General features: G+C 60.1%; 23 protein-coding genes. 14 read left to right on the forward strand and 9 right to left on the reverse strand.

The features are described from left to right. Position 1: 1 nt before the first annotated feature. Positions 2–922: an N-acetylmuramic acid 6-phosphate etherase gene (locus ACOYQJ_RS16085; protein ID WP_422907062.1), complete on the reverse strand. Its 921-nt coding sequence runs from the start codon at positions 920–922 to the stop codon at positions 2–4. A 159-nt stretch (positions 923–1,081) separates the two neighbouring features. Between ACOYQJ_RS16085 and ACOYQJ_RS16090 the strand changes: the two genes are divergently transcribed. Genes ACOYQJ_RS16090 through nagA form a run of 4 tightly spaced genes read left to right on the forward strand, consistent with a single transcriptional unit; the run spans position 1,082 to position 4,891 of the window. After that, positions 1,082–1,972, forward strand: a complete 891-nt coding sequence (locus ACOYQJ_RS16090) for a glucosamine kinase nucleotide-binding domain-containing protein (RefSeq protein WP_422907063.1) — start codon at positions 1,082–1,084, stop codon at positions 1,970–1,972. Then, complete coding sequence (locus ACOYQJ_RS16095) at positions 1,969–2,727, forward strand: GntR family transcriptional regulator (protein ID WP_422907064.1); 759 nt, start codon at positions 1,969–1,971, stop codon at positions 2,725–2,727. The genes ACOYQJ_RS16090 and ACOYQJ_RS16095 overlap by 4 nt, the downstream gene beginning before the upstream one ends. A gap of 2 nt (positions 2,728–2,729) precedes the next feature. Continuing rightward, positions 2,730–3,758, forward strand: a complete 1,029-nt coding sequence (locus tag ACOYQJ_RS16100; RefSeq protein WP_422907065.1) for an SIS domain-containing protein — start codon at positions 2,730–2,732, stop codon at positions 3,756–3,758. After that, complete coding sequence (gene nagA, locus ACOYQJ_RS16105) at positions 3,755–4,891, forward strand: N-acetylglucosamine-6-phosphate deacetylase (protein ID WP_422907066.1); 1,137 nt, start codon at positions 3,755–3,757, stop codon at positions 4,889–4,891. Before ACOYQJ_RS16100 ends, nagA begins: the two co-directional genes overlap by 4 nt. Before the next feature lie 34 nt (positions 4,892–4,925). On the opposite strand, the gene ACOYQJ_RS16110 is transcribed toward nagA, so the two are convergent. Then, a complete protein-coding gene (locus ACOYQJ_RS16110; RefSeq protein ID WP_422907067.1) occupies positions 4,926–5,903 on the reverse strand; it encodes an LOG family protein in 978 nt (325 codons plus the stop codon). 590 nt (positions 5,904–6,493) lie between these two features. On the opposite strand from ACOYQJ_RS16110, the gene ACOYQJ_RS16115 reads away from it, so the two are divergent. The 7 genes from ACOYQJ_RS16115 to ACOYQJ_RS16145 all read left to right on the forward strand — a co-directional run bounded on the left by ACOYQJ_RS16115 (position 6,494) and on the right by ACOYQJ_RS16145 (position 14,840). Further along, complete coding sequence (locus tag ACOYQJ_RS16115) at positions 6,494–6,751, forward strand: PepSY domain-containing protein (protein ID WP_422907068.1); 258 nt, start codon at positions 6,494–6,496, stop codon at positions 6,749–6,751. Positions 6,752–6,772: 21 nt separating this feature from the next. After that, the gene (locus ACOYQJ_RS16120) at positions 6,773–7,336 is read left to right on the forward strand and encodes a cytochrome b/b6 domain-containing protein (RefSeq protein ID WP_422907069.1); all 564 of its coding nucleotides are present in this window, start codon (positions 6,773–6,775) and stop codon (positions 7,334–7,336) included. Further along, the gene (locus tag ACOYQJ_RS16125; protein ID WP_422907070.1) at positions 7,326–7,865 is read left to right on the forward strand and encodes a helix-turn-helix transcriptional regulator; all 540 of its coding nucleotides are present in this window, start codon (positions 7,326–7,328) and stop codon (positions 7,863–7,865) included. Before ACOYQJ_RS16120 ends, ACOYQJ_RS16125 begins: the two co-directional genes overlap by 11 nt. Positions 7,866–8,061: 196 nt before the next feature. After that, positions 8,062–9,300, forward strand: coding sequence for a metallophosphoesterase family protein (locus ACOYQJ_RS16130; protein WP_422907071.1), 1,239 nt, complete (start codon positions 8,062–8,064; stop codon positions 9,298–9,300). Then, positions 9,297–12,719: an AAA family ATPase gene (locus ACOYQJ_RS16135; RefSeq protein ID WP_422907072.1), complete on the forward strand. Its 3,423-nt coding sequence runs from the start codon at positions 9,297–9,299 to the stop codon at positions 12,717–12,719. The genes ACOYQJ_RS16130 and ACOYQJ_RS16135 overlap by 4 nt, the downstream gene beginning before the upstream one ends. A 49-nt stretch (positions 12,720–12,768) precedes the next feature. Then, on the forward strand, positions 12,769–13,500 hold the full coding sequence (locus tag ACOYQJ_RS16140; protein ID WP_422907073.1) for a hypothetical protein: 732 nt from the start codon (positions 12,769–12,771) through the stop codon (positions 13,498–13,500). Positions 13,501–13,604: 104 nt separating this feature from the next. Then, on the forward strand, positions 13,605–14,840 hold the full coding sequence (locus ACOYQJ_RS16145; protein WP_422907074.1) for a lytic murein transglycosylase: 1,236 nt from the start codon (positions 13,605–13,607) through the stop codon (positions 14,838–14,840). 4 nt (positions 14,841–14,844) lie between these two features. Here ACOYQJ_RS16145 and ACOYQJ_RS16150 read toward each other — a convergent pair whose 3' ends face one another. The 3 genes from ACOYQJ_RS16150 to ACOYQJ_RS16160 form a co-directional block, all read right to left on the reverse strand. Then, positions 14,845–15,234: a carboxymuconolactone decarboxylase family protein gene (locus tag ACOYQJ_RS16150; RefSeq protein ID WP_422907075.1), complete on the reverse strand. Its 390-nt coding sequence runs from the start codon at positions 15,232–15,234 to the stop codon at positions 14,845–14,847. A gap of 153 nt (positions 15,235–15,387) precedes the next feature. Further along, positions 15,388–18,129, reverse strand: a complete 2,742-nt coding sequence (locus tag ACOYQJ_RS16155; protein ID WP_422907076.1) for a methyl-accepting chemotaxis protein — start codon at positions 18,127–18,129, stop codon at positions 15,388–15,390. A gap of 90 nt (positions 18,130–18,219) precedes the next feature. After that, positions 18,220–19,380: an ABC transporter substrate-binding protein gene (locus ACOYQJ_RS16160; protein ID WP_422907077.1), complete on the reverse strand. Its 1,161-nt coding sequence runs from the start codon at positions 19,378–19,380 to the stop codon at positions 18,220–18,222. Between the two features lie 202 nt (positions 19,381–19,582). Here ACOYQJ_RS16160 and ACOYQJ_RS16165 point away from each other — a divergent pair, with 202 nt between their 5' ends. After that, entirely contained in the window at positions 19,583–20,287 is a 705-nt protein-coding gene (locus ACOYQJ_RS16165; RefSeq protein ID WP_422907078.1) for a CbiX/SirB N-terminal domain-containing protein, read from the forward strand. Here ACOYQJ_RS16165 and ACOYQJ_RS16170 read toward each other — a convergent pair. The 4 genes from ACOYQJ_RS16170 to ACOYQJ_RS16185 form a co-directional block, all read right to left on the reverse strand. Continuing rightward, the gene (locus tag ACOYQJ_RS16170) at positions 20,284–21,927 is read right to left on the reverse strand and encodes a thiamine pyrophosphate-dependent enzyme (protein WP_422907079.1); all 1,644 of its coding nucleotides are present in this window, start codon (positions 21,925–21,927) and stop codon (positions 20,284–20,286) included. The genes ACOYQJ_RS16165 and ACOYQJ_RS16170 overlap by 4 nt on opposite strands. Positions 21,928–21,994: 67 nt before the next feature. Further along, on the reverse strand, positions 21,995–23,023 hold the full coding sequence (locus ACOYQJ_RS16175) for an ABC transporter substrate-binding protein (RefSeq protein ID WP_422907080.1): 1,029 nt from the start codon (positions 23,021–23,023) through the stop codon (positions 21,995–21,997). Next, positions 22,993–24,375, reverse strand: coding sequence for a sensor histidine kinase N-terminal domain-containing protein (locus tag ACOYQJ_RS16180; RefSeq protein WP_422907081.1), 1,383 nt, complete (start codon positions 24,373–24,375; stop codon positions 22,993–22,995). The genes ACOYQJ_RS16175 and ACOYQJ_RS16180 overlap by 31 nt, the downstream gene beginning before the upstream one ends. Next, positions 24,372–25,037, reverse strand: a complete 666-nt coding sequence (locus tag ACOYQJ_RS16185; RefSeq protein ID WP_422907082.1) for a response regulator transcription factor — start codon at positions 25,035–25,037, stop codon at positions 24,372–24,374. The genes ACOYQJ_RS16180 and ACOYQJ_RS16185 overlap by 4 nt, the downstream gene beginning before the upstream one ends. Before the next feature lie 111 nt (positions 25,038–25,148). Between ACOYQJ_RS16185 and ACOYQJ_RS16190 the strand changes: the two genes are divergently transcribed. Continuing rightward, on the forward strand, positions 25,149–26,111 hold the full coding sequence (locus ACOYQJ_RS16190; protein WP_422907083.1) for a Bug family tripartite tricarboxylate transporter substrate binding protein: 963 nt from the start codon (positions 25,149–25,151) through the stop codon (positions 26,109–26,111). Further along, positions 26,111–26,551, forward strand: a complete 441-nt coding sequence (locus ACOYQJ_RS16195; protein ID WP_422907084.1) for a tripartite tricarboxylate transporter TctB family protein — start codon at positions 26,111–26,113, stop codon at positions 26,549–26,551. The genes ACOYQJ_RS16190 and ACOYQJ_RS16195 overlap by 1 nt, the downstream gene beginning before the upstream one ends. The last annotated feature ends 4 nt before the right edge of the window (positions 26,552–26,555 follow it).

Consider the following 26,555-nt stretch of genomic DNA (forward strand, 5'->3'; position numbering starts at 1 on the left):
GTTAACTCCCTTGGTTCGTTGGTTCGTTGGACAAGTTGGTTTTGGTTGTTGTTTGCGGCAGACAATCCCTGAGCCGCCCGCCCGCTTGTGCCAGTCGGCCCCGCGCGGTTTCGATATCAAGTCCCGTGGCAATCAAAACCGCAAGCTTTGTATCGTTCCCGGCCCGCTCAAGCGCGCGCTCCGCTTTGGCTTCGTGCACGGCGGCGATCCCTGCCACGATCCTCCGGGCCCGGTGACGCAGCTTGATGTTGTCAGGCACCAGGTTGACCATCTGCCCGCCATGCACATGCCCCAGCAAAATGCCCGCTTGGGTCGACATCATGTTGAGCGCAACCTTTTGTGCTGTCCCGGCCCCCAGCCGCGTTGAACCGTCGACCACCTCGGCGGCGGTCACAAGGGCAATGGCAACATCAGCAAGCCCAAGCAGTGGCGAGTCCGCGACATTCGCAATCGCAACAACGCGCGCGCCCTGCGCCTTGGCCGCCTTGGCAAACGCGATGGCAAAAGGCGTCGTGCCGCTGGCGCTGACAACGATGGCAAGGTCTTGGGGCTGCATGGATTGCGCGGCTTTTGCAGCCTCATCCGTGCCGTCTTCGGTATCGCCCGGCATGACGCCATCGACGGGAACACCGCCCGCCATGCAAATACGAATCTGTTGCGCAGGAACGCCAAAGGTGCCCGGCAATTCGCTGGCGTCAGCAAGGGCCATCAAGCCCGAGCTGCCCGCCGCCGCGTAAAACAACGTCGCCCCCGCCGCGACGGCCGAAGCAACATGGCTCGCGGCCGCATCGATACTGCCTTGCGCATCAGACACCGCGGAAACCGCGGCCAAATGCGAAGCCAGCATCTCGGACAGGGCATCTCCACGCGTCAGCGCGTCAATGGGCAGCCCTACCCCCTCCCCTTTTTCAGCGTGATGCATAGCGAATCCCCCAGATTTCCCTAAACAATACCTATTAAATACCTTTTGTCTACGATTTTCTTTTCCTCCTGTAATTTCGGCCTACAGGAGAAAAAAGTAACGCCTATTTCGCTAATATAGCTTCTATATCTCTTAAAGGTATGTCATAGGTATTACATGATGAGCGGAATCACATACCACATCTGCGCGATCGACGGCGGCGGCACTGGCTGCCGCGCCGCTATTGCGCACCCTGATGGAACCGTCCTTGCCCGGGCCTCGGGCGGCCCGGCCAACTACACGACCAATCCCGCTCAGGCATGTGCAAACGTGCTGAATGCGGTCAGCCAAGCCGTCGAACAGCTCGGCAAAGACGCCCCGCCGCTTGAGGCCATGGTAGCGCACATCGGACTGGCTGGGATCATGAACGCGCAGGACGCCAAAACGATGGCGGCCAACCTGCCTTTCAAGTCCTGCACCGTTTCCGATGACCGCCTCACCTCGGCCATTGGGGCGTTAGGCCGCCGTGATGGTGTGCTTCTTGCCATCGGCACAGGGTCATTCGCGGCCGTACGGCGCAGCGAGGACATCCGCTTTTTCGGCGGATGGGGTCTTAGTGTTGGCGATCAGGCCTCGGGTGCATGGCTGGGCCGCGCAGTTCTGGAACACAGCTTGCTGGCCGAGGAAGGCCTTGTAGCGGCCAGCGATTTGACCCGGCTGATCATGGCGCGCTTTGATGACCTGCCCGCAAATGTCGCCTCTTTTGCTGGCCGCGCCTCTCCGGCGGAATTTGCCACGTTTGCGCCCTTTGTCATTTCTGCCGCCAAAGACGGGGATGTTGTCGGTGTCACGCTGATGACGCGCGGCACTGCATACTTGAATGCAGTTCTTAAGGCCGCGAACATCCGCGATACCGCGCCAATTTGCCTGATCGGCGGCGTCGGCCCGCATTATGAAGCCTTTCTCGCGCCCGAGCATCGCGCCCGGATTCAAGCGCCCGAGGGAACCGCACTGGACGGCGCCTTGCAGCTTGCCCGGAAGACCCTGAAAGATCTGGAGGCCCAGTCATGAACATCGCGGACTTCCTTGCCCCATCAGCTTGGTTTCAACCTGATGCTGGTCCGCGCTACATCCAGCTTCGGCAACGTTTGGCTGACGGGGTCGCGCAGGGCATCCTTGCGCCGGGCAGCCCGCTACCTGCCGAACGTGAGATCGCCGTGATCACTGATTTCTCGCGCGTGACCGTTCGCAAGGCCATCAAATCGCTCGCCGACGAAGGCACGATCATTCAAAAGCAAGGCTCAGGGTCGTTCATATCCTCGAAACCCGCGCGCATCGAACAAAAGCTGTCTCGCCTGACCTCGTTCTCCGAGGATATGGAGCGGCGCGGAAAACATGTCTCTTCCAGATGGCTCGAACGCGGATTGTTCATGCCTTCCGCTGATGAAATGGTCGCGCTGGCCCTATCGCCCGAGGATTCGGTCGCGCGTATCGCCCGTCTGCGGATGGCTGATGGCGAACCCTTGGCGATTGAGCGGGCCTCGTTACCTGCCGACATTCTGCCCAATCCGTTGATCGTAGAAACCTCGCTTTACGAGGTTCTGGAACGCGACGGGCATCGTCCGGTGCGAGCGCTGCAAAAAATCTCGGCAATCAATCTGGCCGAACCCGAGGCCGATCTGCTGGCCGTTCATGCGGGGGACGCGGGTCTGCGGATCGAACGCACCTCCTATCTGGAAAGCGGCCGTGTCGCCGAATTCACGCAATCCCTGTATCGCGGCGACGCCTATAATTTCGTCGCCGAACTCAGCCTTTCGAAGGAGTGACCATGTCATCCACAACCCACATGCGCCGCGAAGTCCTTGAGATTCCGTCTGCGGTCGATGCCCTTTTAACGGGCGGACAATCCGCCATGACCGCAGCTGCGGCCGCCTTGGCCGAGCGCGACCCGGCTTTCATGATCTCGGTTGCGCGCGGGTCTTCGGACCATGCGGCGACCTATTTCAAATACGCGAGCGAGCTGATCGCGGGTGTTCCCGTGGCCTCGGTCGGGCCGTCGGTGGCATCGATTTACGGGCGCCGCTTGAAACTTGCGGGCAGCGCCTGCATCGCCGTTTCGCAATCCGGCAAAAGCCCCGACATTGTCAGCATGGCGGATATGGCCGGGCAAGAAGGCGCGCTGACCTTTGCCCTGACAAATCACACCGAAAGCGATCTGGCGCGGGTCAGCGAACATACCCTTGATCTGCATGCAGGCGAGGAACTCAGCGTCGCTGCCACAAAAACCTTTGTCACCTCGATTGTTTCAGCGGTCTGGCTTCTGGCCGAATGGCAAAAAGACGCCGCGCTGTTGGCTGCAATCCATGCCCTGCCCGAGGTTTTGGCCAAAGCCGCCCAAACCGATTGGGGCGCGCTGGGTGAAAAACTGGCCTCGGCACAGTCCATTTACTGTCTCGGTCGCGGCCCGTCCTTTGCCATTTCGAACGAGGCGGCGCTCAAGTTCAAAGAGACCTGCCAGTTGCACGCTGAATCCTACTCTTCAGCCGAAGTGCTTCACGGACCGGTGTCGATCGTGGGCGCCGGCTTTCCGGTGATTGCGCTCACCGCAGCGGATCAGGCCGAAGACTCGCTGCTTGGCGTGACCGAGCAAATCGCGGCAAAGGGCGCCAGCGTCTTTGTGACTTCGGACAGGGCCACAACAGCGACCCGGCTGCCAACTGCCCGCACGGCGCACCCGCTGACCGACCCGATTTCGCTGATCGTCTCGTTCTACGCGATGGTCGAACAAGCGGCCCGCGCGCGCGGCATAAATCCGGACGAGCCGCGCCACCTGAAGAAAGTGACGGAAACCGTATGAGCACGCGCGCATATCTTGGCGCCGACATCTTTGACGGCAAAGCTCTGCGCAAGGGCAAGGCGCTGATCCTGGACGACGGCCGCTTTGCCGGACTGGCCGAGCCAGACGCCTTGCCAGATGGCGCGGAGATCCAACACCTTGCGGACGGTACGCTGATGCCAGGCTTTGTTGACCTTCAGGTCAATGGCGGCGGCGGCGTGATGTTCAATGACGAAACCACGCCCGAAGGCGTGGCCACGATCGCCCGGGCACATGCCACCACTGGTACGCGCGCCCTGCTGCCAACCCTGATCACCGACACCCCGGACAAGACCCGCGCCGCCGTTGACGCCGTTGAGGCGGCGATTGAAAGTGGCGTGCCGGGTATCCTTGGGGTGCACCTTGAAGGACCGCATTTGTCGATTGCACGCAAAGGCGCGCATGACCCGGCCTTGATCCGGCGCATGGAGGATGAGGACGAAGCCTTTTTGTGCGAAGCCGCCGCCCGCTTGCCAAATGTGATGGTCACGGTGGCCCCCGAAAACGTCACGAATACTCAGATTTCACGGCTTGCCAAGGCGGGCATCATCGTTTCGCTTGGTCACACTGACTGCAGTCTGGCGCAGGCTCAAGCCGCCTTTGCCGCTGGCGCGCGCTGCGTCACACATCTGTTCAACGCGATGAGCCAGATGGGCAACCGCGAACCGGGACTGGTGGGCGCCGCCTTGAACGCGCCGGGTATCTCTGCCGGGTTGATCGCCGACAATATCCATGTCCACGCAACCAGCATGCGCATCGCGCTGGCATCGAAACAGCCGCCCGGCAATATCTTTCTAGTCACCGACGCGATGTCCACCGTAGGGTCGGACATCACCGAATTCCTTCTCAACGGGCGCAAGGTTCTGCGCCGCGACGGGCGCTTGATGCTTGAGAACGGCACCCTTGCCGGTGCGGATCTCGACCTTCCCACAGCCATGTCGGTTCTGATCGACAAGGTCGGAGTGCCCCTAGCCCAGACCTACGGCATGGCGACATCAGCGCCAGCCAAGGTCCTTCGGGACGCGAAAGGGTTTGGTCAATTCACCCAAGGCAGGCCCTGGAACGGGGTTTACCTGGACGGATCCGGCAAATTAGGCAGAATCGATCCCGACTGAACGATAGACACGTCCAACGTGCGGGCCCTTGGTGTCACACCTGGGGCATATCACCGAAAAGCGGCTCTCCCGCTGCGGCATACCAGCCGACAATGCGGTCGCGGATTTCATCGGCCGTCTCGGCATAGCTGAACAGATGCTCATCTTCCGGGTCTATCACGCCTTCCTCCACGAGAAACGGCACATCAACGGCCCTTTCCCAGAACGAACGCCCGACCAGAACAATCGGCAAAGGCGCGATCTTGCGGGTCTGGACCAGCGTCAGAGTCTCGAACAGCTCATCCATCGTGCCGTAGCCACCGGGAAAGGCGACAAGAGCACGGGCCCGGTGCAGAAAATGCATCTTTCGAAGCGCAAAATAGTGAAATTGGAAACACAAACCGGGCGTAAGATAGGGGTTGGGGAACTGTTCATGCGGCAGGGAAATGTTGAGACCGACGGACTTGGCCCCGATATCAAAGGCGCCGCGGTTCGCCGCCTCCATCAACCCCGGTCCGCCGCCGGTCATCATGGCGATCGTTCCACCGTCCTGAGCATCCAAAGACCCGCCCACGCAGGCCGCAAACTTTCGCGCCACAGTGTAGTACCGGCTCTTGTCGACGATCCGTTTCGCGACCGCATGGGCCTGCCGGAGCTTTGGGTTGTCCGGATCGTCCGCCAACCGTTTTCGCGCGATTTCGGCGCGGGCTCGGGCGGCTGAGGGTTCCGGGATACGGGTGCTGCCAAATACAACGATGGTGTGGCGAATGTCGTGCCGCTTCAAACCTTGTTCAGCCTTGAGGAAATCCAGTTCAAGACGCACGGCGCGAAGCGAATCCGAGCGCAGAAACGACAAATCCTCATCCGCCTTCTTGTATTCCGGACTTTCCAGAATGGCCTTGATCCTGCCAGCTGCTTCCGGGTCTTCGACAATCGGCTTCGGGGTTTGCCACGGCAAAGGCATCTCTCGTGGCGGCGCACTCGGGAGACGCACGGCATCGTCGGATGGCGGGTCGGCTGCATCTTCGTCCATTGGTCTCTCCCGATCAAAGCCTTTGCCTGTCCGAGTGTTGATGCAGGAGCATGCAAATTCAACATGCGCTATGATGCGCCCCGCGCAGGTCCCGCCCTCAATATATCGCGTATTCGATGCCTATCTTGGGCGGCCCTTCAAGGCGTTGACCCAAATCAATCCGCGTAACCCGGGGATTTGGGCAGGCAATGGCTTCGGAGTCGGGCCGATTCTGTCGTCCACGGCCCTTCCGCCTTCGTGGTTATGTAATCTGTTGACGCGTCCGCCGGGGCCGGCAGAAAATGGCCCCTTATTTGGGCGCCGGACCTAAAATTCCTAAGCAGTATTCTGCCAACGCGAAACCTCTTCAGGTTGCACTGTGCGACCGCCTTCCAATTAAGGCTTTTCGCCCGGGCCGCCTACGATCACGGGCAAACGGCGCCTGATTTTTCAGCGAAATCCCGCGTATAACTTTCGTTATAAACTTCTAAGCAGCGACTTAGGCGGCGCCGTGTAAACCGTAGACCAATAGATCATTTTCGATGTTGGTCCGTAAGTCCGAGCCGTGACCTGCATGTTGCAGGCACCTCATTCACATGGAGTACCCCCCGATGAAAAAAATCATGATCGCCGCCCTGCTTGCCACTGCCGCAGCCCCGGTTTTCGCCGAACCGTCCTGCAATCCCGGCACCGAGCTGAAGCCGATCTGGGAATCGATGAAGGCGTTCGAGGACGAAGGCGGCGAAGTCATCTCTTTCAAGATCAACAGCGGCGGCTGCTACGAGATCTACGGCAAGGTCGACGGCACCAACATGGAAATCTTCTTTGACCCGAACACCGGCGAAGAGCTGGACCGTATCGAAGCCTGATTGAATTGAAGGAGGCGCATCATGACGCTTTATGACACTACACAATCGTCCGAGCGTGTCCGGGTCTGGGACCTTGGGGTGCGCCTCTTTCACTGGTCCCTGGTGACCATGGTCGCGCTGACCTACATCTTTGATGAGCCGCGCAAACTGCATCGCACCATGGGATATGTGGTGATCGGCCTGATCGCCTTTCGCCTTGTCTGGGGGCTGATCGGCACGCGGCACGCCCGTTTTGTCGACTTCATCCCCGGCCCGATGCAGTTGCTCAGCTACCTGCGCGACATGCTGCGAGGCCGCGAGGACCGCTACCTTGGACACAACCCTGCTGGGGCCGCGATGATCCTGGCGTTGCTGACGACCTTGGCGGCCGTCGGTGTGACAGGGTACATGATGGGCATGGACGCATATTTCGGACAGGATTGGGTGGAAGACACCCACAAAACTCTGGTAAACCTGCTTCTGACATTGGTTGTCTGCCACGTTGGCGGGGTCATCTTTTCAAGTTGGCGCCACCGGGAAAACCTCGTGAAGTCAATGATTACCGGAGAAAAAGAGCTGAATGGCGCAGACGAGTATGACGGGTAAAAACAACCGGTCGTTGCGGCAGAAGATGTTTCTGGCCGCAGCGATCCTACAGGTCGGCTGCGGTCTGGTTTTCACATCTGATGTGATCATCGAACTCAATGAATTCACCCGCCACACATGGATCGAACTTCTGGGCGTGGTCGCTTTGGCCATTGGGGCGGCTGTCACACTCAGGCAGTATCGCCAGTTGTTGCGCCGCAATTCCAAGATCGAAAGCGAGCTGGACGCGGCAAGCGGCGCTTTTCAGAAGGTGATCGAAGACCATTTCCGCCAATGGAACCTGACCGAAGCCGAGCGTGACGTGGCGCTTTTGTCGATCAAGGGCATCCCAGTGGCCGATATTGCCGCCATGCGCCAGACCCGCACCGGTACGATCAAGGCGCAATGCACGGCAATCTACCGAAAATCCGGCGTGTCCAGCCGGGCCGAGCTGGTTTCAGTGGTGATCGAAGAGCTGATTGCCGGGCTGGACCTGACCGCGCAACCGGACACACCAAAGGACGACATCCGCTATTCCCGCGCCTCCTGAAGAGCGCCCGGATATCGCGCATTGCCGCAGCGGGCCATGAACAGCCCAGGCAGTTTTCCCCGAGACCCATTGCAGCCCGCGGCTTCGAGTGTAAAACTTAGCCGGCTTGCAATTGTGGCGTCACAGCGCGCTGTAGATTTTACTCTGCCAAGGTTTCCCGCGTGCCCAAACGACTGCGCCCAATTCCGGATCCGCGATGATCAAGATTCTGCATACGGCTGACATTCACCTCGATTCCCCTTTGAAAACACTGGCATTGCGCGACGAGGCACTGCGGGATCGGGTGCAGACAGCCACCAGAACGGCCCTGATCCGCATCGTGGACACCGCCTTGGCCGAGAATGTGGCCGCGCTGCTGATCGCCGGCGATCTGTTCGACGGCGCCGAACGCAGCGCCAAAACGGCCGCCTTTCTGACTGGCCAGCTTGACCGGCTGCGCGCGGCCGATATCCCGGTGTTTTACATCAAGGGCAATCACGACGCCGAAAACCCGATTACCGGAGAGGTCAGCCTCCCGGACAACGTTCATATCTTCGACGGGCGCGGCGGCAAAGTGCAGATCGAAGGGGCCGACATCTGGATACATGGCGTCAGCTTCAATTCCCGCCATGCGCCCGAAAGCCTGCTGGGCAAATTCACGGCCCCCGTCCCCGGCGCCGTGAACATCGCCATGCTGCACAGCTCGCTCGCCGGGGCGCAGGGGCATGACACCTATGCCCCCTGTTCAGTGGCGGAGCTATCGACCATGGGCTTTGACTACTGGGCGCTTGGCCATATCCATAAACGGCAGATCCATTCCGAAGCCCCGTGGATCGTCATGCCCGGCATCCCGCAGGGCCGCGACATCGGCGAGGCCGGACCAAAAACCGCCACCATGTTGCGGATCGAAGATCAGCGGATCTCGATTTACGAAGTGCCAACTTCGGCCGCTGAATTCCTTGATCTGCGTTTCGACGTCACGGCTTTGGATCACGATGATGATCTGCGGGCGAAACTGCGCGCCACCCTGCGCGATCTGGCATCGGAATTGAGCTCGGACACCGGCCTGCTGCGCCTTACGCTGACAGGCGCCAACGCGCGAACCTGGCAGATCCTGCGCGATCAGGACATGTGGGAAGAAACTGCGAACCAAATGGCCCGCGAAACCGGCACGCTCTGGCTCGAAAAGCTGCGTTTTGATCTGACGCCGCCCACAAGCGCGCCCAACGCCGCCTCGGCGCTGGACGAACTGGCGCGTCTGATGGCGGACATTCAGGAGGAACCCGGGTTTGCAGCCTCACTGACTTCCAGTCTTGACGCCCTTCTTTCAGAACTGCCGACACACCGCCGCGCGCAACTGGTTCCCGACGAAGCCGCCTCCACCGCTTTGCGCCGCGACCTCGCGAGCGCCGGCGCCGCCCAGCTTTTGGCCGCCATGAAGGGGGCGTCGGAATGATCCGGCTGCGGCGGTTTTCGCTCGACCTCTTTGGGCACTTTTCCGGCAAAGGCTTTGACTTTGGCGAAACGCGCGACGATCAGCCTGATTTCCACGTCGTCTATGGCCCAAACGAGGCGGGAAAAACCACGACGATGGAGGGCCTGCTGCGGCTGCTTTATGGCTTTCCGCACCGCGATCCTTACGACTTTCTGCACCAGCGCAAGAACCTCAAAGTCTCGGGGGTGCTTGAGATTGATGGCCAGCCGCACGCCCTGACACGCCTGCCCACGCGCACCGGATCGCTTTTGGATGGCAATGGCACCGCTCTGCCCGAAGCGATCTTGCAGGCCCATCTGGGCGGGCTGTCGGAACCGGACTATCGCCAGCTTCTGTGTCTTGATGACGAAACAATTGAGCGCGGCGGCGAAGAAATTGCCAGCAGCAAGGGCGACATCGGACGTCTGCTGTTTTCAGCGGCCGCCGGGGTAAGCGATTTGACCGAGGTTCTGGATCAGTTGCGCGCCAAGGCCGACAGCCTCTATCGCAAGCGCGCCAGCACCACCGAAATGGCGCGACTCAAAAAAGAGCTTGCCGAGGTCGAAAAACACATCAAGGAACAGGACATCCCGGCCAGCGCCTACCGCAAACTGAAACACGTGCTGGAAACGGCGCAGGCTGACGAAGCTTCGGTTCGGGCGGAAAGGGCGGCGCTGCATCTGCAAAAAGCCGAGATCGACAGCCTGCAATCGGCCCTGCCCAAACTGGCTGCGATTGATGATCTCGACCGCGGCTTGGCGCCGTTTGCCGATTATCCCAAACGGCTGGATTTCAATCCCGAGGATCTGGTCGGCCTGCTGTCACGTCAAACTCAGTTGCACGCAGATGAAACACGGCTTGAGGATGAGATTGTCCGCCTTGAAGGCCAGTTGACCCAGATAAACCGGCACCCGGATTACCTGCCGATTCTGGATGACCTTGACCGCCTTGATGAGTTGAAAAGCCGCTATGCCACCGCCGAACTTGACCTTGGCAAACGCCGCAAAACGCTGCTGGACATACAGGACGACATGACGCGCGCGGCAGCCGATCTTGAGGTGCCCGAGGGCACAGATCTGCACACACTGGTTCTGTCACAGGCTCAGATCGGGCAACTCGAAAGCGCGCGCGACGAGTTGCGCACAGCGACCCGCGAGGCCAGCAGTCAGGAACTTGAGCTGCTGGCTGCAACAACCCGCCTGAAAGAAGCCGAGGCGCAGCTTTCACGGATCGAAGCGCCCAAGGCCCTCATCGGCCCGATCTTGCAGCGCTTTTCGGTGGACGACCTGGCGCCCCGCTTCGCTTCGGCAAGTCAGGCGATCAAAGGCGCCTCAGATCGCCTGTCCAACGCACTGGCTGAACTGAACCTGAAGGGTCAGGTGTTTGACGCGCCTCCAACGCCCACTTTTTCTGCGGACGAGGCTGACGATCTTGCCGAACGGCACAGGGCCGCGCGCGACCGGCTTGAACAGGCAAAGGAAGAACAGGACTCGCGCCTGCTAAAGATTGAAATCCTGATGCAAAAGATCGCGCATCTGAAAGAAGCGACCGGCCTGATCGACGACGATCAAAGCAAGGCCGAAATGGCTGAGCGTGATCTGCTTTGGGAGCATCACAAGGCCAGCTTGTCCGCATCGACCGCTGCCGATTTCGAACAGGCGATGCACACCGTTGACGGAACCGCCGCCGCGCGGCTTACGCAGGCCAGAGAGCTTGGGCAATTGCGCCACGAAGAACAAGCCTTGGTCGAACTGCAAACCCAGCTGACGTTTGACGCTCGAACGATCACCGATCTGCGTCAAGAGATCGCCAATATCGAAGGTACCGTCAGCGATCAGGCTAAAGCTGCTGGCCTGATGGCCGAAATCACGCCCGCCAGCTTTGCCACATGGGTCCAACGCTGCGATGTGGCCTCGCAGGCCAGCCTGACACTGGAACGGGCCAAACAGGAGCACGGCAAGATTCTGGACGCCGCGAGCCGGCTGATTGACGAGTTGCGCAGCCAGCTTGCGCTGGACACGGACGATTTCGAAACCGTCGTGACGCAAGCGCGCAAACGCGAGGCCGACGAGCGGGCAACTGCGGACACGTTCAAAGCGGCCCTGAAGTCCAGAGACGACCAACAGACCGAAGTTGAGCGGCGCGAAGAACGGCTGCTTGCCCTACAGAAAACCGCACAGTCCCGCCGCGAGCACTGGGAAACGCTGGTAGCCGACCTGTTTTCCGAGGCCCTTGATCCGGACATGGTGTTGCTATCGCTTGACCCGCTCAGAATCCTCCGGGAACTGGATGTTCGCCGGCTCAGCGCCGAACGACAGGTCAACGCAATGGCGGACGATCAAGAGGATTTTGGAAGGCAAGTTGCCGCGCTGGCCAAGACCTACAACGCCGAAACCAAACCCGCCCCGCTGGAAACCTTCAAATCCCTGAGCGATCTTGGAAAGGCCGCGCAAGAGGCCGAAACCCAGTTCGAAACCTTGTCGGCTGCCCTGTCTGTGGCCCGCGATAATTTGAAAACCGCGCAGGGCGCTTTGAAAGAAATTGAGCTGCGCGTCTCGAATCTGGCCGCAGTGTTTCCGGCCAATGTTCCTACGCAAACGCTGGTCGAGTTGCGCAGTGCCGTGCGCGATGCTCAGGACGTGATCGAAAAACGCACCCAACGGGCGCAGCTTGGCACCGCAGTCTGCACCGACCTGAACGTGCCGGATCTGGACGAGGCCCGCGCGCGGTTAAGCGGCGCAGCGGCTTCTGATCTGGCGGCGCAGGCCATGACATTGCAGGACGATCTGGACACCGTCGAGAAACGCCTCGAGACCGCCATCGAAGAACGCACATCGGCTCAAAAGGACCTGAACGCCGTGACCGCTGATGCGGATGTCGCCGCCCTGACGGAACGCAGGGCAACGCTGGAGGCGCAGATCGAAGACACGGCGCTGCGCTACCTTCAGACGGATTTTGGGCTTCGCCTGGCCGAAGAAGCGATCCGCCGCTATCGCGACAGCCATCGCAGCAACATGATGGAGGCCACCGAAAAGGCCTTTGCCGAACTGACAAACGGCGCCTACACGCGGCTGACCACCCAACAGTCAGATGTCCTTGTGGCGCTGGATGCGGCGGGCATGGCCAAGCAGGCCCAAGACATGTCAAAGGGCACCCGTTTCCAACTGTATCTGGCCCTTCGCGCCGCCGCTTACGAGCAATTGGCCGGTCAGGGCGTTTGCCTGCCGTTCTTTTGCGACGACATCTTTGAGACTTTCGATGAAGATCGCACAAGGTCCGCCTGCCGGGTTCTTGAACGGATCGGGAAAACCGGGCAGGCGATTTATCTGACACACCATCGACATGTGGTCGAGATCGCACAAGAGGTCTGCCCCAACGGCGTTATGGTGCACGAAATATGAGACCCGTTCACTGGCCTCCAATCAACGCCATGGCCACTTGAGGCATCCGATGGACAACCCCATTCCCAATGTTCGATCTGATATCCCGGTTGTGCAGAATCTGGTGGTTCTGGCCCTGTTCTGGGTGATGGCCGACCTTGCCTATTACTTTGCGCTGCCCGCACTGGGCTACGGTGCCGATTACAACGATTACCCCGTCGAGATCAGCATCTTTTACCTGTTCTGGGTTGGGCTGGCCGGCATCTATTTCTGGCCGCTTTATGCGCGCTGGCCTGAATTTGCGCGTTGGCCGACGCTCTCTGATCGGCGCATAGCGACTGCGCTCTGGACCATCATGTTTGCGGCGGCGATCATTTACATCCGCACTGTCATTCCGAACATGTCCCCCAGCACTTGGCCCGAAGGAAATATCGCCGACGCCCCTGACATCATTGTCGCCACAGCTGACTATTTTCTGCCCAAGTCTATCGAGATTCTGTTCCAGCAACTGTTGGTCCTGGCGTTGGTTCTGACCCTTTCAGCCGCGGGACGACCCTTGTTGCAAGTGGTCATCACCTGCTCTGCCCTGTTTGGGGTCATGCATCTTCTGATGATCCTTGGCGGCACGCCCCTGCGCGGGGTTCTGGTTTTTTCGATTTCGGCGACTGTCTTTGGCGCGCTCATGCCCATGCTGATCCTGCGCGTCCGCTATGGCCTGGCCCTGTCGGTCGTCATGCACTGGAGCTTTTATGCCGTGATCGTGCAAATCGCTCGCACCGCACCGCATCCCGGACTGAATTGACGCGCCACGCAGGCAAGGACATGCCAGCGTGAAAATGGGGCTGAGACAAGCACCGCGCTGCGCGATAGCATAGACCCAAGGTGATTTGTTTGGATGAGGCCCCCATGACGTTGCGCGCCCTTTTGCTTGTGTTGCTTGTTTGCTTGCCGGGACTGAGTTTCGCGCAGGATCGCGGCGCAGTGGAGCGGCAATTTCGGAGCTGGCTGGAACAAGTCGTCTGGCCGCGCGCCAAATCCAAAGGAGTCACCCGCCGCGTCTTTGACGGAGCCTTCAAGGGCGTCACACTGAATTGGGATCTGCCAGATCTTGTGCCCCCCGGCTCCAAACCAACCACGCCGCGCCGTCAGCGACAGGCCGAGTTCGGCTCGCCCGGGAAATATTTCAACCGCGGCTCGATCGACGGGGCCACTCGGGTCGGGCGCCAAATGGCCAAACGCCATGCCAGCGCGCTGGCCGCAACCGAAAAGGCGACCGGTGTTCCCGGGCGCATCATTCTGGGCATTTGGGGGCGCGAAAGCGGCTATGGTCAGGTACCGATCCGCAACAATGTCTTCGAAGTGCTTGGCACCAAGGGGTTCATGAGCACCCGCGCGCCCTATTTCACCGATGAACTGATCGCCGTGCTGCAAATCGCGCAGGCGGGCCATGCGCCGGAAAGCGCCATGAAAAGCAGCTGGGCCGGCGCCTTGGGGCAACCGCAGTTCATGCCGTCGAATTTCCTGAAATACGCCCGTGACGGCAACGGTGACGGCCATGCGGATATCTGGCGCTCGGAGGCGGACACAATTGCCTCGATCGGCAATTATCTGGCAAAACACGGCTGGCAAAACGGGCGCGATTGGGGGTTCGAAATTGTGGTGCCCGCCTCTGTGTCCTGCACCCTTGAAGGGCCGGATCAGGGCAAGCGGATCAGCGATTGGCAGGCCATGGGGATCAACCGCATCAGCGGCAAACCCTTCCCTGCCCACGAGTTGCCGGGTCAGGGTTTTTTGCTGATGCCCGCCGGGCGCCACGGACCAGCCTTTGTTGTCACGCCAAATTTCTACGTGCTGAAAGATTATAACATGAGCGATCTATATGCGCTTTTCGTGGGGCACGTCGGGGACCGAATTCAATACGGCATTGGCGATTTTCAGGCCAATTGGGGCAAGGTCGGCGGGCTTTTGCGGTCAGACGTGGCTGTGATGCAGCGCGCGCTTGAAAGGATGGGCCATGATGTGGGCGGTGCTGACGGATTGCCGGGCTTCAAGACCCGGCGCTCGATCGGCCGCTGGCAAGAGGCCAACGGTCGCGCCGCCACCTGCTTTCCCGAGGCCGGTATGAAAACGGTTCTTCGCTAAGCATTCAAAGCAGCTCGCGTTCTTCCAGCACCTTACGCGCCACGCGAAAGCATTCCAGCGCCTGTGGAACACCGCAGTAAATCCCTACGGCATGAATGATCGCGCGAATTTCCTCTTTGCTGACGCCATTGTTCAGTGCGCCTTTGCAGTGCAGTTCCCATTCGTGCATTTTACCAAGCGCACCGATCATCGACAGGTTCATCATCGAACGGGTCTTGGCATCAATCGCCTCATCGCCCCAGCCAAACCCCCAGCACCATGCGGTCATCGCCTCCTGAAATGGGCGGGTAAAATCATCTGCAGCAGCAAGGTTCTTTTCCACATAGTCCGCCCCCAAGGTGGACTTGCGCTGTTCCAATCCCTTCAGAAAAAGGTCTTCGTCAAACGTGGTCATGTCTGCCCTCCGGTCATGGCGGCGAAAACGCACCGCGTCGGGCATTCTTGATACGCGCCACGGCGCCGCGCAATCACAAAAACCGAGCCGCGCCCGAGGCCGCCGCCCGTAAGCGCAATCGCTGCGCAAACCGGGCGGCGGCAAATTGGCGGGCTAGAAGTCGTTCCAAAGTGCGTCACCACCTCCGGCGACTTTCAGCGGCCGCACCTCTGGCGGTGCGACATCCCACCCATCAGCTTTTACAGCAACCTCCGGCGCCGGTTCCGTGACCTCTGCAAAAGTGGACACCAAAGGCGCAGGCGCGACCGAGCCATCCGTTTTGAACTGCCCGACGATACCCGACAGCTTGGCCGCATTGCCCTGCAATACCCGGCTGGCGGCCGTAGTTTCCTGCACCATCGCCGCGTTTTGCTGGGTCACGCGATCAAGTTGCGCCATTCCAGTGTTGATCTGATCCAAGCCAGTTGATTGCTCAACCGCGACCTGGGCAATCTCGGTCACCAGTTTCGAGATTTGCCCGATCCGATCCAGAATGGCATGCAGCGCAGTTCCCGCCTTGCCGACCAAATCGACCCCGCGCTCCACCTGGAAAGAACTCTTTTCAATCAGGGATTTGATCTCCATCGCGGAATCCGACGATCTTTGCGCCAGCGCCCGCACTTCCGAGGCGACAACAGCAAACCCTTTGCCAGCGTCCCCCGCGCGCGCGGCTTCAACCCCCGCGTTCAAGGCCAGCAGGTTGGTCTGGAAGGCAATGTCGTCAATGACGTTGACGATCTTGGAAATCTCGCTGGAGCTGCCCTCAATCTCGGTCATGGCTTCGACGGCGTTCTTCACAACGCCTTCGCTTGTCTCGGCCTCTTCCTTGGCTTCTTGCACGGTCGTTTCGACATTTCGCGCCCCATCGGCCGCCGTCCGGACACTAGAGGTCAATTCATCCAATGCGGCTGCGGTTTCTTCCAGAGTCGCCGCCTGATTTTCTGTCCTCTGGGACAGATCTTCGGCCGCTTGGCTGATTCCATTGGACCCGTCCGTGATGCTGGAAGTCGCCTGAACAAGTTCAGCCATCGTCGCCGTCAGTGTTTCCAGCGTTGCGTTGAAATCATCGCGCAGCATGGCATAACCTTCGCTCATCTCTGCGTTGATATTTGCCGTCAGATCGCCCTGAGACAATTTCGCGAGTCCCTGACCAAGCGCGGAGACAGCTTTTTCCTGCTCGGCCATACGGGCGCTTCGCTCGGCCTCCACTGTCTTCGAGATTTCCTCTTTCTCGACAAGCCCATCCCGGAAAATAGCCAACGATGTTGCAATGCGGAAAATCTCATCACTTGCGCCGTTAAAGCCTGTGACCGGGCGCAAATCGCCTTTGGCCAAACGCTCCGTAGTGGCGCTGACGGCGCGCAGCGGGTTCAGAATAAAGACTTTGGTCAGCAGCAGAGCGATCAAAAAGACGCCGCCAGTTGCCATCAAGAGAATTTGCATCTGTTGTGCGGAGTCAAACACTTTGGCAGCAATTGATCGCGCCATTGACCCAATTTCCGCCCGGTTGTCTGCCCCTAGGGACCCAGCGTTTTCTGCGATCGCGAGAACGGCATCGGCGGTTTTCCTGGATGCCTCCGAAGCAGCGGAATTGGCCTGCAACGATGCGATCTTAAAGGAGGGCAGACCTGCCTCGGGATCGGCAAGCGCAATCATGTCAGTCAATGTCTGAGACAAGGCGCCATCATCGAAACCAAGATAGGCCCCCATTGCTTCGGCCGATTTCGACAGCGGAACAGCGGCTGTTTTGGTTTCGTCGATGCCCGTGGCAACGACAACTTCCAGTGCAGCAACCTGAAAATTACTGATCCAACTGTTGATCTCAAGCAGGGTGTTGAGGAAGCCAACCTCGTTGTCCATCAGATTCTGGATCGCCTGACCGTTGTCCGTACTGGCCTCATCTGCGGCAATGGTCAGAGTAAACACCATGTCGTCAACTGCCGAGGCCAAGACCATGTCCGCGCCCAAACGTGCTTTCAACACCCCTTGGCGGGTGCCATCCGATTGAATGCGACCAAGGCTGAGCGCATCGGAAAAGACCACAGCGGCGCGCTTTATAGGCGCAACATCAATGACAATTTGGTCACTGGTTTCCAGCGCTCCGACGATCTCGGTCAAATGCCCCTCCGAGGCTTTGGCGAGGTCCGTAAGAATTGACAACATCGAGGGGTCGCTTGTCGTTCCGATGGCCATAGTCAGCCCAGAAAGCAGGTTGATCTCGGAGCGGGCTTCGAGCAGCAGTTGCAGCGAGGCGAATTGTTGCTCGACCAATGTGGTCAGCGTGCCGTCAATTCTCGAAATCGTATCTTCCCCACCGATCACAAGGTTGAAATATGCGGTATCGGCCTTCTCGATCAGCGTCTCTTGAAGACGCCCGCTCAGTTCTTGAAGCTGATTGGTTTGCTCTTTGATCCAAGCCGCGTTTTTGAACGCACTGTTGCGGGCCGCGACCAGCTCGGCCAGTGTCTCTGAAACATGCGCGGCGTTGGCCCGAAATTCGCCCCGGCTGCGTTCAGGAAGCTGGCTGGCAAGCTCGCTCAACCGCGCCGTGGATTGGTCGACCATTCCCTTGCTGACAGCCAAGGCCTCGGCGTTTTCGGCCAGCAAGGCCGATGTCATCGCGTCCTTGGTCCCGTTGGCGGCCTGGATCAAATCGCTGCTGATTTCCAGTTGCGGCAGCTTGTCCTGTGTCAGGTTCTCCATTTCCCGTTCGACACCCTGAAAAACCATGGTGACCATGATGCCGCCGAACGCCGACATTGCGCCCATGGCCATGAGGATCAAAGTGATTTTCGCGCCAATGCTGGAAAACGGGTAGCGTTGGCGCTTTGGTTGAGTGGATTTTTCTACCGGCATTTGAACACCCAGACTGCTCTTTCATGGATAAGTGGAGGCAGCCCGCACAGCGGACTGACCGTAGGCCCTGCAATGGAGCCATTCAACTTCTCAGGATTCCCCACCAGGCGTGACAGGTTGGAATGTTCCATCCTTGGTGATGCGGGTAAGAAAGACATCATCCATGCCCTGATTGTCACCGGGCCCAAAGCTCATGCTGACGCCGCCAAAATCCACCTCGCGCAGACTGGCCAATGCGGCAAGGAAACTGTCACGCGTCAGTGCTTGCCCCGCGTCCTCAAGCGCCTTGATTGCCAAACGACCGGTCAAGTACCCTTCAAGGGTGACAAATCCGAAATCTGCATTTGCATCGACGGCTTTCAGCGCGGCCTGATATTGCGCGACAACGGGGCGCGCGGCATCCCATGGGAAGGGAACAACCTGACTTATGATGACACCCTCGCCGGCATCCCCCAGTTCATGCGCGAGCGCGTCCGAACCGACGAACGAGATGTTCACAAAGGTCGGGTTGAACTTAAGCTTGCGCGACAGCTTGATGAATTCGGCCACCGGTTTGTAGGCCCCAACCATGACCACGGCGTCAGGCTCGGCCTTCCGAATGCCCAGAAGCGCCTTTTTCACGGCAATCGTGTTGCGGGTATAGGTGCCTTCAGCGGAAAGGGTCATACCGCGTTTTTCCAAAGCCGCCGTGACGCCCGCCAAACCGACTCGCCCAAAGCCATCGTCCTGATAAAGCAATGCAATCGACTTCATACCCAGATCATCCACCAGATAGGCAATCCAGGCTTCGGTTTCGGCAAAATAGGTGGCACGGACGTTAAAGATATTGCCGTGGCTGGCGTCCCGAAGGAACCCGGCGCCGGTAAACGGGCCGACAAAAGGCACATGCGCTTCGGTAGCCACCGGCTGGGTTGCCGCCGCGGTTGGCGTGCCAACGGCACCAATGAGACCCAGATGGGCATCCTTTGCGATGACGTTTTTGACATGCGCGACGGAACGGTCAGGTTCATAGCCGTCGTCGAAACTGTCCAGAACGATCTGGCGACCATGCACACCGCCATTGGCGTTCACTTCTTCGAAGGCCGCCAAAAGACCAAGCCGCATCCCTTGACCAAGCGCCCCTGCCGGGCCTTCCAGTGCGGCTACCTGCGCAAAGGTAACCTGAGAGTCCGTAACCCCCTGACCTGCGGATAGGGCGGCGGGCAGAAACGCCATCGCGGCGACCGCCAGAATATTCGTGCCAAACTTCATTCATGCTCTCCATTTACGTCGGATGTTCCGACAAACTGGAGCGCGCCGGTAAACAAGGGGTGTTTCGCCAAACCCCAAATATCGAAGAATCTATTAAACCCCTCCCGGAACCCGCGCCGCCGCCGCTGTTTTTCGCGGCTTCGGGATGACATGCGGCAGGTCGGGGGCTAGGTATCGCAGGACAACGATCAAAGGTATCTTCGTGTCCGAGCCCAGTCCAAATGCGCAGCGCGTCATCATCGTCAGCCATGGTCAGCCTTCCGAGCCAGACATCGGCGAAGTGGAAATCCGGGCGCTGGCCGAGGCGATCGAGCAGGCCTTGCCTGACTGGGACGTGCGCGGCGCGACGTTGGCCGCCCAAGGAGCATTGGAGGCTGCCTTGGCGGGCTCGGAGGGTGCCTTGGTCTATCCCTTCTTCATGGCCGATGGCTGGTTCACCCGTCAGGTGCTGCCGAAACGGCTGACGGACCATGCGGCCCTGCAATTGCCCCCCTTCGGCTTGGACCCCGACCTGCCAGAGTTTACCGGTGCATGGCTCCGCCGGGTGTTGAACGACCAAGGCTGGCAGGCCGAGGAAACCACCTTGTTTCTGGCCGCGCATGGGTCTGGCAAAAGCACAAAACCCGCCGCGGTGACGCGCGCGTTTGCCGAAGCTTTGGGAAAACACATGGCATTCAAGGAAATTCGCTGCGGGTTCGTCGAAGAGCCGCCTTTTCTGGCGCAAGCCGCACAAAATTTGGGCGAGCAGGCGATTTGCCTGCCGTTCTTTGCCTTCAAACGCGGCCATGTACTGGAAGACTTGCCGCAGGCACTGGACGAAGTCGGTTTTGCCGGTGTTCGGCTGGAGCCGTTTGGCTGCCAGCCCGAACTGCCCGCCTTCATCGCCAAACGGCTAAAGCTGTCTTAGTCCAACCGCCGCCCCGGCGCCAACAGCGCCCGGTCCTGGACAACTTCTATCAGGTTGACGCCGCCTCGCGCACGCGCGTCGGCAAGAGCGGTTTTAAAGCTGCCCAGATCCTCGGCCCGGGCGGCCCCTGCCCCAAAGGATTTGGCGAAGGCGACAAAATCCGGGTTGATCATCTCGGTTCCCGACACCCGCCCCGGGAATTCGCGTTCCTGATGCACCCGGATCGTGCCATAACGAGCATTGTTCACCACGATCACCGTCAGGCGCAGATCATGATGCACCGCGGTGGCAAGCTCCTGACAGGTCATCATGAAACAGCCGTCTCCCGCCAGAGCGTATACCTCGCGGTCGGGCGTCGCGACAGCGGCACCGATGGCGGCAGGCAAGCCATAGCCCATCGACCCGGAGGTCGGCGCCAACTGGCCGCCAGGGTGGCGATAGCGGTGGAACCGGTGCAGCCAAGCGGCATAATTGCCCGCCCCATTGGTCATGATCGCATCATCCGGCACGGTTTCGGACAAATGTTTGTAGATCGGCGCCAGCATGTCATTGTTGACCGACGAAACCGCGTTGAAGGCCTCGTATGAGCCGCGCAACGACGCGCGGCGATCGGCAAAGCGCTCTGGCGCGATCGGCGCCCAATCTGCCACCGCTTTGCAAAAGCTCTCAGTATCCGCGATCAGTGTAATCTCGGGCTCATAAACGCGGCCCGGTTCCTCGGGTGCAGGGAACACGTGGGCAAGGCTCTGTTTGGGAACGGGCGGTTCGGGGTTGGTGTAGCCCAGCGTCGTCATTTCACCCAGACGCGGGCCGATGGCGATAAGCAGGTCGGTGTCCTCAAGCGCCTCGGCAAGGTAGGGGGTTTTGCCAACGGCAAAGTGACCGACATAATTGGGGTGGTTGTTGTTCATCAGGGCCTGGCAGCGCAGGCTGACCGAGATCGGAAGCCCCTGAACCTCGGCAAATCGCTGGAGCGCTGCAATCCCTTCCGCGGTCCAGTTGCCGCCGCCGGCCATGACCAAAGGCCGCTCGGCCTTGGCGATCGCGCCCCTCAGCGCCTCAAGCGCATCCGGCGCCGGTTGATAGCGCGGCGCGACAACGCGGCGCGGCGCGGGAGGCACCTCAACCATGTCGTAGAGCATGTCCTCGGGCAAAGCGATGACCACCGGGCCGGGGCGCCCGGACATGGCGACACGGTAGGCCCGGCTGATGTATTCCTGCATCCGCGAGGCATCGTCAATCTGGGTAACCCATTTTGCCATTTGGCCAAACATCCGGCGATAGTCGATCTCCTGAAAGGCTTCGCGTTCGATCATGTCGCGGGCAACCTGCCCGATGAACAGGATCATCGGCGTCGAATCCTGATAGGCCACATGCACCCCGGCGCTGGCATTCGTCGCGCCCGGGCCGCGCGTCACCATGCAGATGCCGGGCCGTCCGGTCATGCGGGCATGGGCATCGGCGGCCATCGCCGCACCGCCCTCTTGCCGGCAAGTGACAAAGCTGATCCCGTCCCGGCCGTGCAACGCATCCAGAACCGGCAGATAGCTTTCACCCGGCACGCCAAAGATATGGCTCGTGCCCTGAGCTTGCAGCAGATCGACAAGATGGTCGGCGGCGCGGCGCATTGTTTCAGGCATGGAATCCTCGTTCAAATTTGCATGACAACATGGGTACGGCGAAAGCGATGCGGCGTCCAGCAGCCCCCTAGCGCCGCACCAAAGCCGAGGTCCATTCATCCAGAAACCTGGCCTTTTTCAGCGGATCCACGTAAATCAACAGCCCGGGATCCAGCCGGATCGGGCGCAGATGCGACGCCGCCGCCAAAGCGGCCTCATCGATGCGGGAAAAGCCGGTCCTTTCGGCGATCAACGCCTGCCCGGTGTCAGAGATCAGGAAATCCAGAAAGCCGCGCCCCAGATCCGGACGCGGCGCGGTGACCGGCACAAAGGCGGTACGAAGCAATACCTGCGTAAAATCGCGCAATTCGACCATCTCGCCGTCGGGCCAGGTCTTGAGCCGATCCGCGAGGTAAGAGCCCAGAACGTTGTAGGCCATGATCAATTTGCCCGATTGCAGATCATCCAGCATGGCCCCGGTCGAACTGTAAAGCCGGGGCGACAGACCGCCCATGACCTCGGACATGCGCCAAAAGGTGTCCGACTGGCGCGCATCCTGCGAGGCAAACAGATACCCGGCCCCGGATTTGGCCGGGTCATAGGTGCCGATCCTGCCGTCGAAGACTTCGGGGTAATCGCGCATCAGGCGGATCAATTCCTGCCGAGTGCGCGGAGTGGCCACGCCCCCCAGCGCCTTGCGCGACAGGGCCATGACCACCGGCTCTTGGGTAAACCCGAACAGCTGGTCACGCCAATGCGCCCAAGCGGGCAGGCGGCGTGTCGCGTCAGACTCGTGAGGCAGGGCCAAGCCGTCATTGGCCAGTTTCATCTGCAGGTCCATCGCCGAGGAAATGACAAGATCGAATGTTGCCTGTTCATCCGCGATGGCATGGAACAGTTCTTGCGTATTGGTGACGACGTAGAACACCGAAACGCCCGGGTTGCGCGCCTGATACGCCTCGATCAGGGGGGCAAACACCTGCGTGTCAGTCGAGGACAGAATACGCAGGTCTCTACCCTCTTCGTTTCCGGGAAAACGCCGCTGCTCCTCCACCTCGAAGGCCTGCGCGGTCAGGGCGTACAGCATCAGGCCAATGGCAATGAGAAACACGCGCATGCGCCGCCTCCTTCACGATCCGTCAAGTCCAAGGTGCCGCCATAGGCCTGTGCCACCTCCGAGACAATCGACAGCCCCAGCCCGGATCCGATCACGTCCCGCACGTTGCCACCTCGTTCAAACCGTTTGCCCAAGGCACCAAGTTCAAGCCCGCCAAGCCCACGCCCCCGGTCCATAACCTCGATCCGCGCTTGGCCATCCAGAGCATTCAGGCGGATGTCCACTTTGCCCAGTTCGTCCGAGTATTTGATGGCATTGTCGATCAGGTTGCGGATCACCGTTTCAATCAAAAGCCTGTCGGCGGCAATGGTCACCGGGCCGGACGGGCGGTGATAGCTCAAGTCGATGTCACGCAACTCGGCCGAGGGGCGAAAGGCCTCGACGATGTCGGCGATCAATTGATCCAACGCGATTTCTTCGTCGCTGCGTTGGTCGGTGCGATAGATCACGGCGGCATGATCCAAAAGTTGACTGGCCGACCGCGCGGTATTGTCTGCAAGGCGGATGATCTTGCGCAGTTGCTCTTTGGTCTCGTCATTTTCAGTCTGGCGCAGGGCAATTTCGGACTGCGCGCGCAGGGTGGCCAAAGGGGTCCGGATGTAATGGGCGGCCTCGGCGATAAAGGTCTCGGTCCGGGAAAGCGCGCCAGATAGACGACCGATAAAGCCGTTCAACGCAGAAACCAACGGACCCAACTCCTCGGGCACCTGGCGTTTTACCGGGCGCAGGTCTTGCGGGCCGCGCCGTGTCACCGCGCCCGCCAGATCGTTGACCGGTTGCAGAACGGACCGCGCCATCGCCACTGCCATCAAGGCCGCCAGCGCGAAAAAGCCCACCCCCAGTATCAACGCCCGATTGGTCAAACCCGCCACAATGCTTTCCTGAACCGAGCGCGTCTGCGCTACGACAATCAGCACCGGCACGGGTTTGGAGGCCACCAGAACCGACCGGCTGACCGCCGCCACGCGCACCGCGTATCCCAGATGCCGCGCGTCATAGAACTCTGGGTCCAGCCCCGAAGGGATCGCCTGCGGCAAAGGCAGATCGGCGTATCCGGTCGCCAGCTCTCCGTTCACTTCGATTCGGTAAAAGATGCGGTCATTTCCCAAGGCCCCCAGCATGGAAAAGGCAGAATAGGGGATGTCGATGTCGATGCCGTCTTCGCCGCCGCGCAGTTCTTCGGCGATGGCAAGGGTCGCGGCGCCAAGAATACGGTCCTGGGTCTGTTCGACAGCGGCATCAGCCACGGTACGGATAGAATAGAACAGCAGAGCGGCCAGCAAAGCTGCCACCACCAAGAGTTGCCATGTCAGACGCCGCCGGATGGAAAAGCTGTGATGGCTGCGCGTCATCCGCATGTCAGCCTGTAACCGACACCGCGCACCGTTTCGATCCGGGCCTTGCTGCCGTCCAACTTTTTGCGAACGCGGCCGACATAGACCTCGATCGCGTTGTCGCTGACGGATTCGCTGACCGAAAACAGCCGGTCATAAAGCTGGGACTTGGAAAAGATCCGGTCCGGCGCCGAGATCAGGATTTCAAACAGCCGCAATTCGCGATTGCGCAACTCGCGCGTTTCGCCATTGAAGCTGATCGAGGCCTGAAGCGGGTTAAAGGTCAGGTCGGCAAAGCTTTGGGTATTCTCGGCCTGCCCGCTTTGACGGCGGAGCACCGCGCGGACCCGCGCCGAAAGTTCAAGGAAATCGAATGGTTTGGTGATGTAATCGTCGGCACCGCTGTCCAGCATCGCCACCCGGTCGGATACCGCCGAGCGGGCGGTCATCACGATGACCGGGGTGCCGCGTTGCGCCCGCCGGTGCGCCGCCAGAAATTCGCGACCGTCACCATCGGGCAGCATGATGTCGAGCAAAATCAGGTCATACTCGGCCACCGCCAAATGATCCTCGGCCTCGGCCAGCGTGCCAGCCCAATCGACCGCATGGCCGTCCATCGACAGGCGCGTTTGCACCGTTTCGGCCAGATCGGCGCTGTCCTCCACCAGCAAAAAACGCATTTCCACCCCTTTTCCGCTGTCAGTGACAGGTTGCTGTCAGGTTGTCCCTCAAATCTGCGCGATGCAAGGCGTCCGAACGACTGGGCGCCCGCGAATTTTGGGAGGACTATCATGAAAACCACTGTGAAGGCGCTTGTTGCAAGCGTCGCATTTACCCTTGTCGGCACCGCGTCTTTCGCGACCGAATGCATCGCCCCCGCGAACCCGGGCGGTGGTTGGGACTTTACCTGCCGCCAGATCGGCAAGATCCTGTACGACATCGGTCAGGTCGACGCCCCTGTGCAGGTCACCAACATGGCTGGCGGCGGCGGCGGTCTGGCTTATAGCCACGTCGTCAACGAACGCGCGGACGATGCAGACCTGATCGTTGCGGCTTCTTCGGCCACGACCACGCGTCTGGCACAGAACGCCTTTGCTGGCATGACCGCGGATCAGGTCCGCTTTGTCGGTGCCATCGGTGCCGATCCCGGCGTGATCGTCGTTGCCGCTGACAGCCCCTTCCAGTCGCTGAACGACATGGTCGAAGCGATCAAGGCCGACCCCGGTTCCGTCGCCTTTGCAGGCGGTTCGGCAGCTGGCGGCTTTGATCACCTCAAGGTTCTGCAAGTGCTGAAAGCCGCTGGCTTCGACGACATCACCAAGGTCAAGTACATCGGTGTTGACGGCGGCGCGGACGCGATCACCCAGACCGTTGGCGGCTTTACCCAAGGCATGACCGGCGACATGTCCGAGGTTGTCGGTTTTATCAAGTCCGGCGAAGTGCGGGCGCTTGCCGTCCTCACCGAAGAGCGCGTTCCGGGCTTTGACGACATCCCCACCGCCATGGAGCAGGGCATCGACGTGGTCGCGGTGAACTGGCGTGGCCTTTACGTGCCGAAGAACATCAGCGATGCTGACTTCGAGGCATGGGGCGCCAAGCTGAAGGCGGTTGCTGACAGTGACGAATGGAAAGCTGCGATGGAGGCCAATGGCCTTGCGCCTTTCACCAAAGTCGGCGGCGATTTCCAGTCCTGGGTTGACGGCGTTGTTGCCTCGACCAAGGAGCTCTCCAAAGAAATCGGTGTGATCCAGTGATGAAAAGCGACCGCGTCTTCGGACTGGTCGTGATCCTTGGGGCGCTCGCGTATATCGCGGGCGCCTTCCAGATACAGACCAGTTTCATGGCCGACCCCGTTGGCTCAAAAACCTTCCCGATCATGCTTGGCGTTGTTGCGATCCTTTGCGGAGCGGTTTTGTTGATACGCCCCGACGAGGAGCCGGACTGGCCTGACTTCAAGACACTTGTGAACATCGCCATCGCGGCTTTGGTCATGGTTGGCTATGCCTATACGCTGAAACCCGGCGGCTTCCTTGTTCCGACCGCCATCTGCGCGGCGATCCTGAGCTATCAGATCAACCCGCGGCCAAAAGCGGCGGCACTGACCGGGATCAGCCTGTCCATCGGGCTGTTCATCATCTTCAAATACGTCCTAGGCCTTGGGCTGATGCCCCTGCCCAAAGCATTGATGGGATAAGACC

It is taken from the genome of Pacificoceanicola algae, from assembly GCF_049341065.1.
GTDB lineage: Bacteria > Pseudomonadota > Alphaproteobacteria > Rhodobacterales > Rhodobacteraceae > Pacificoceanicola.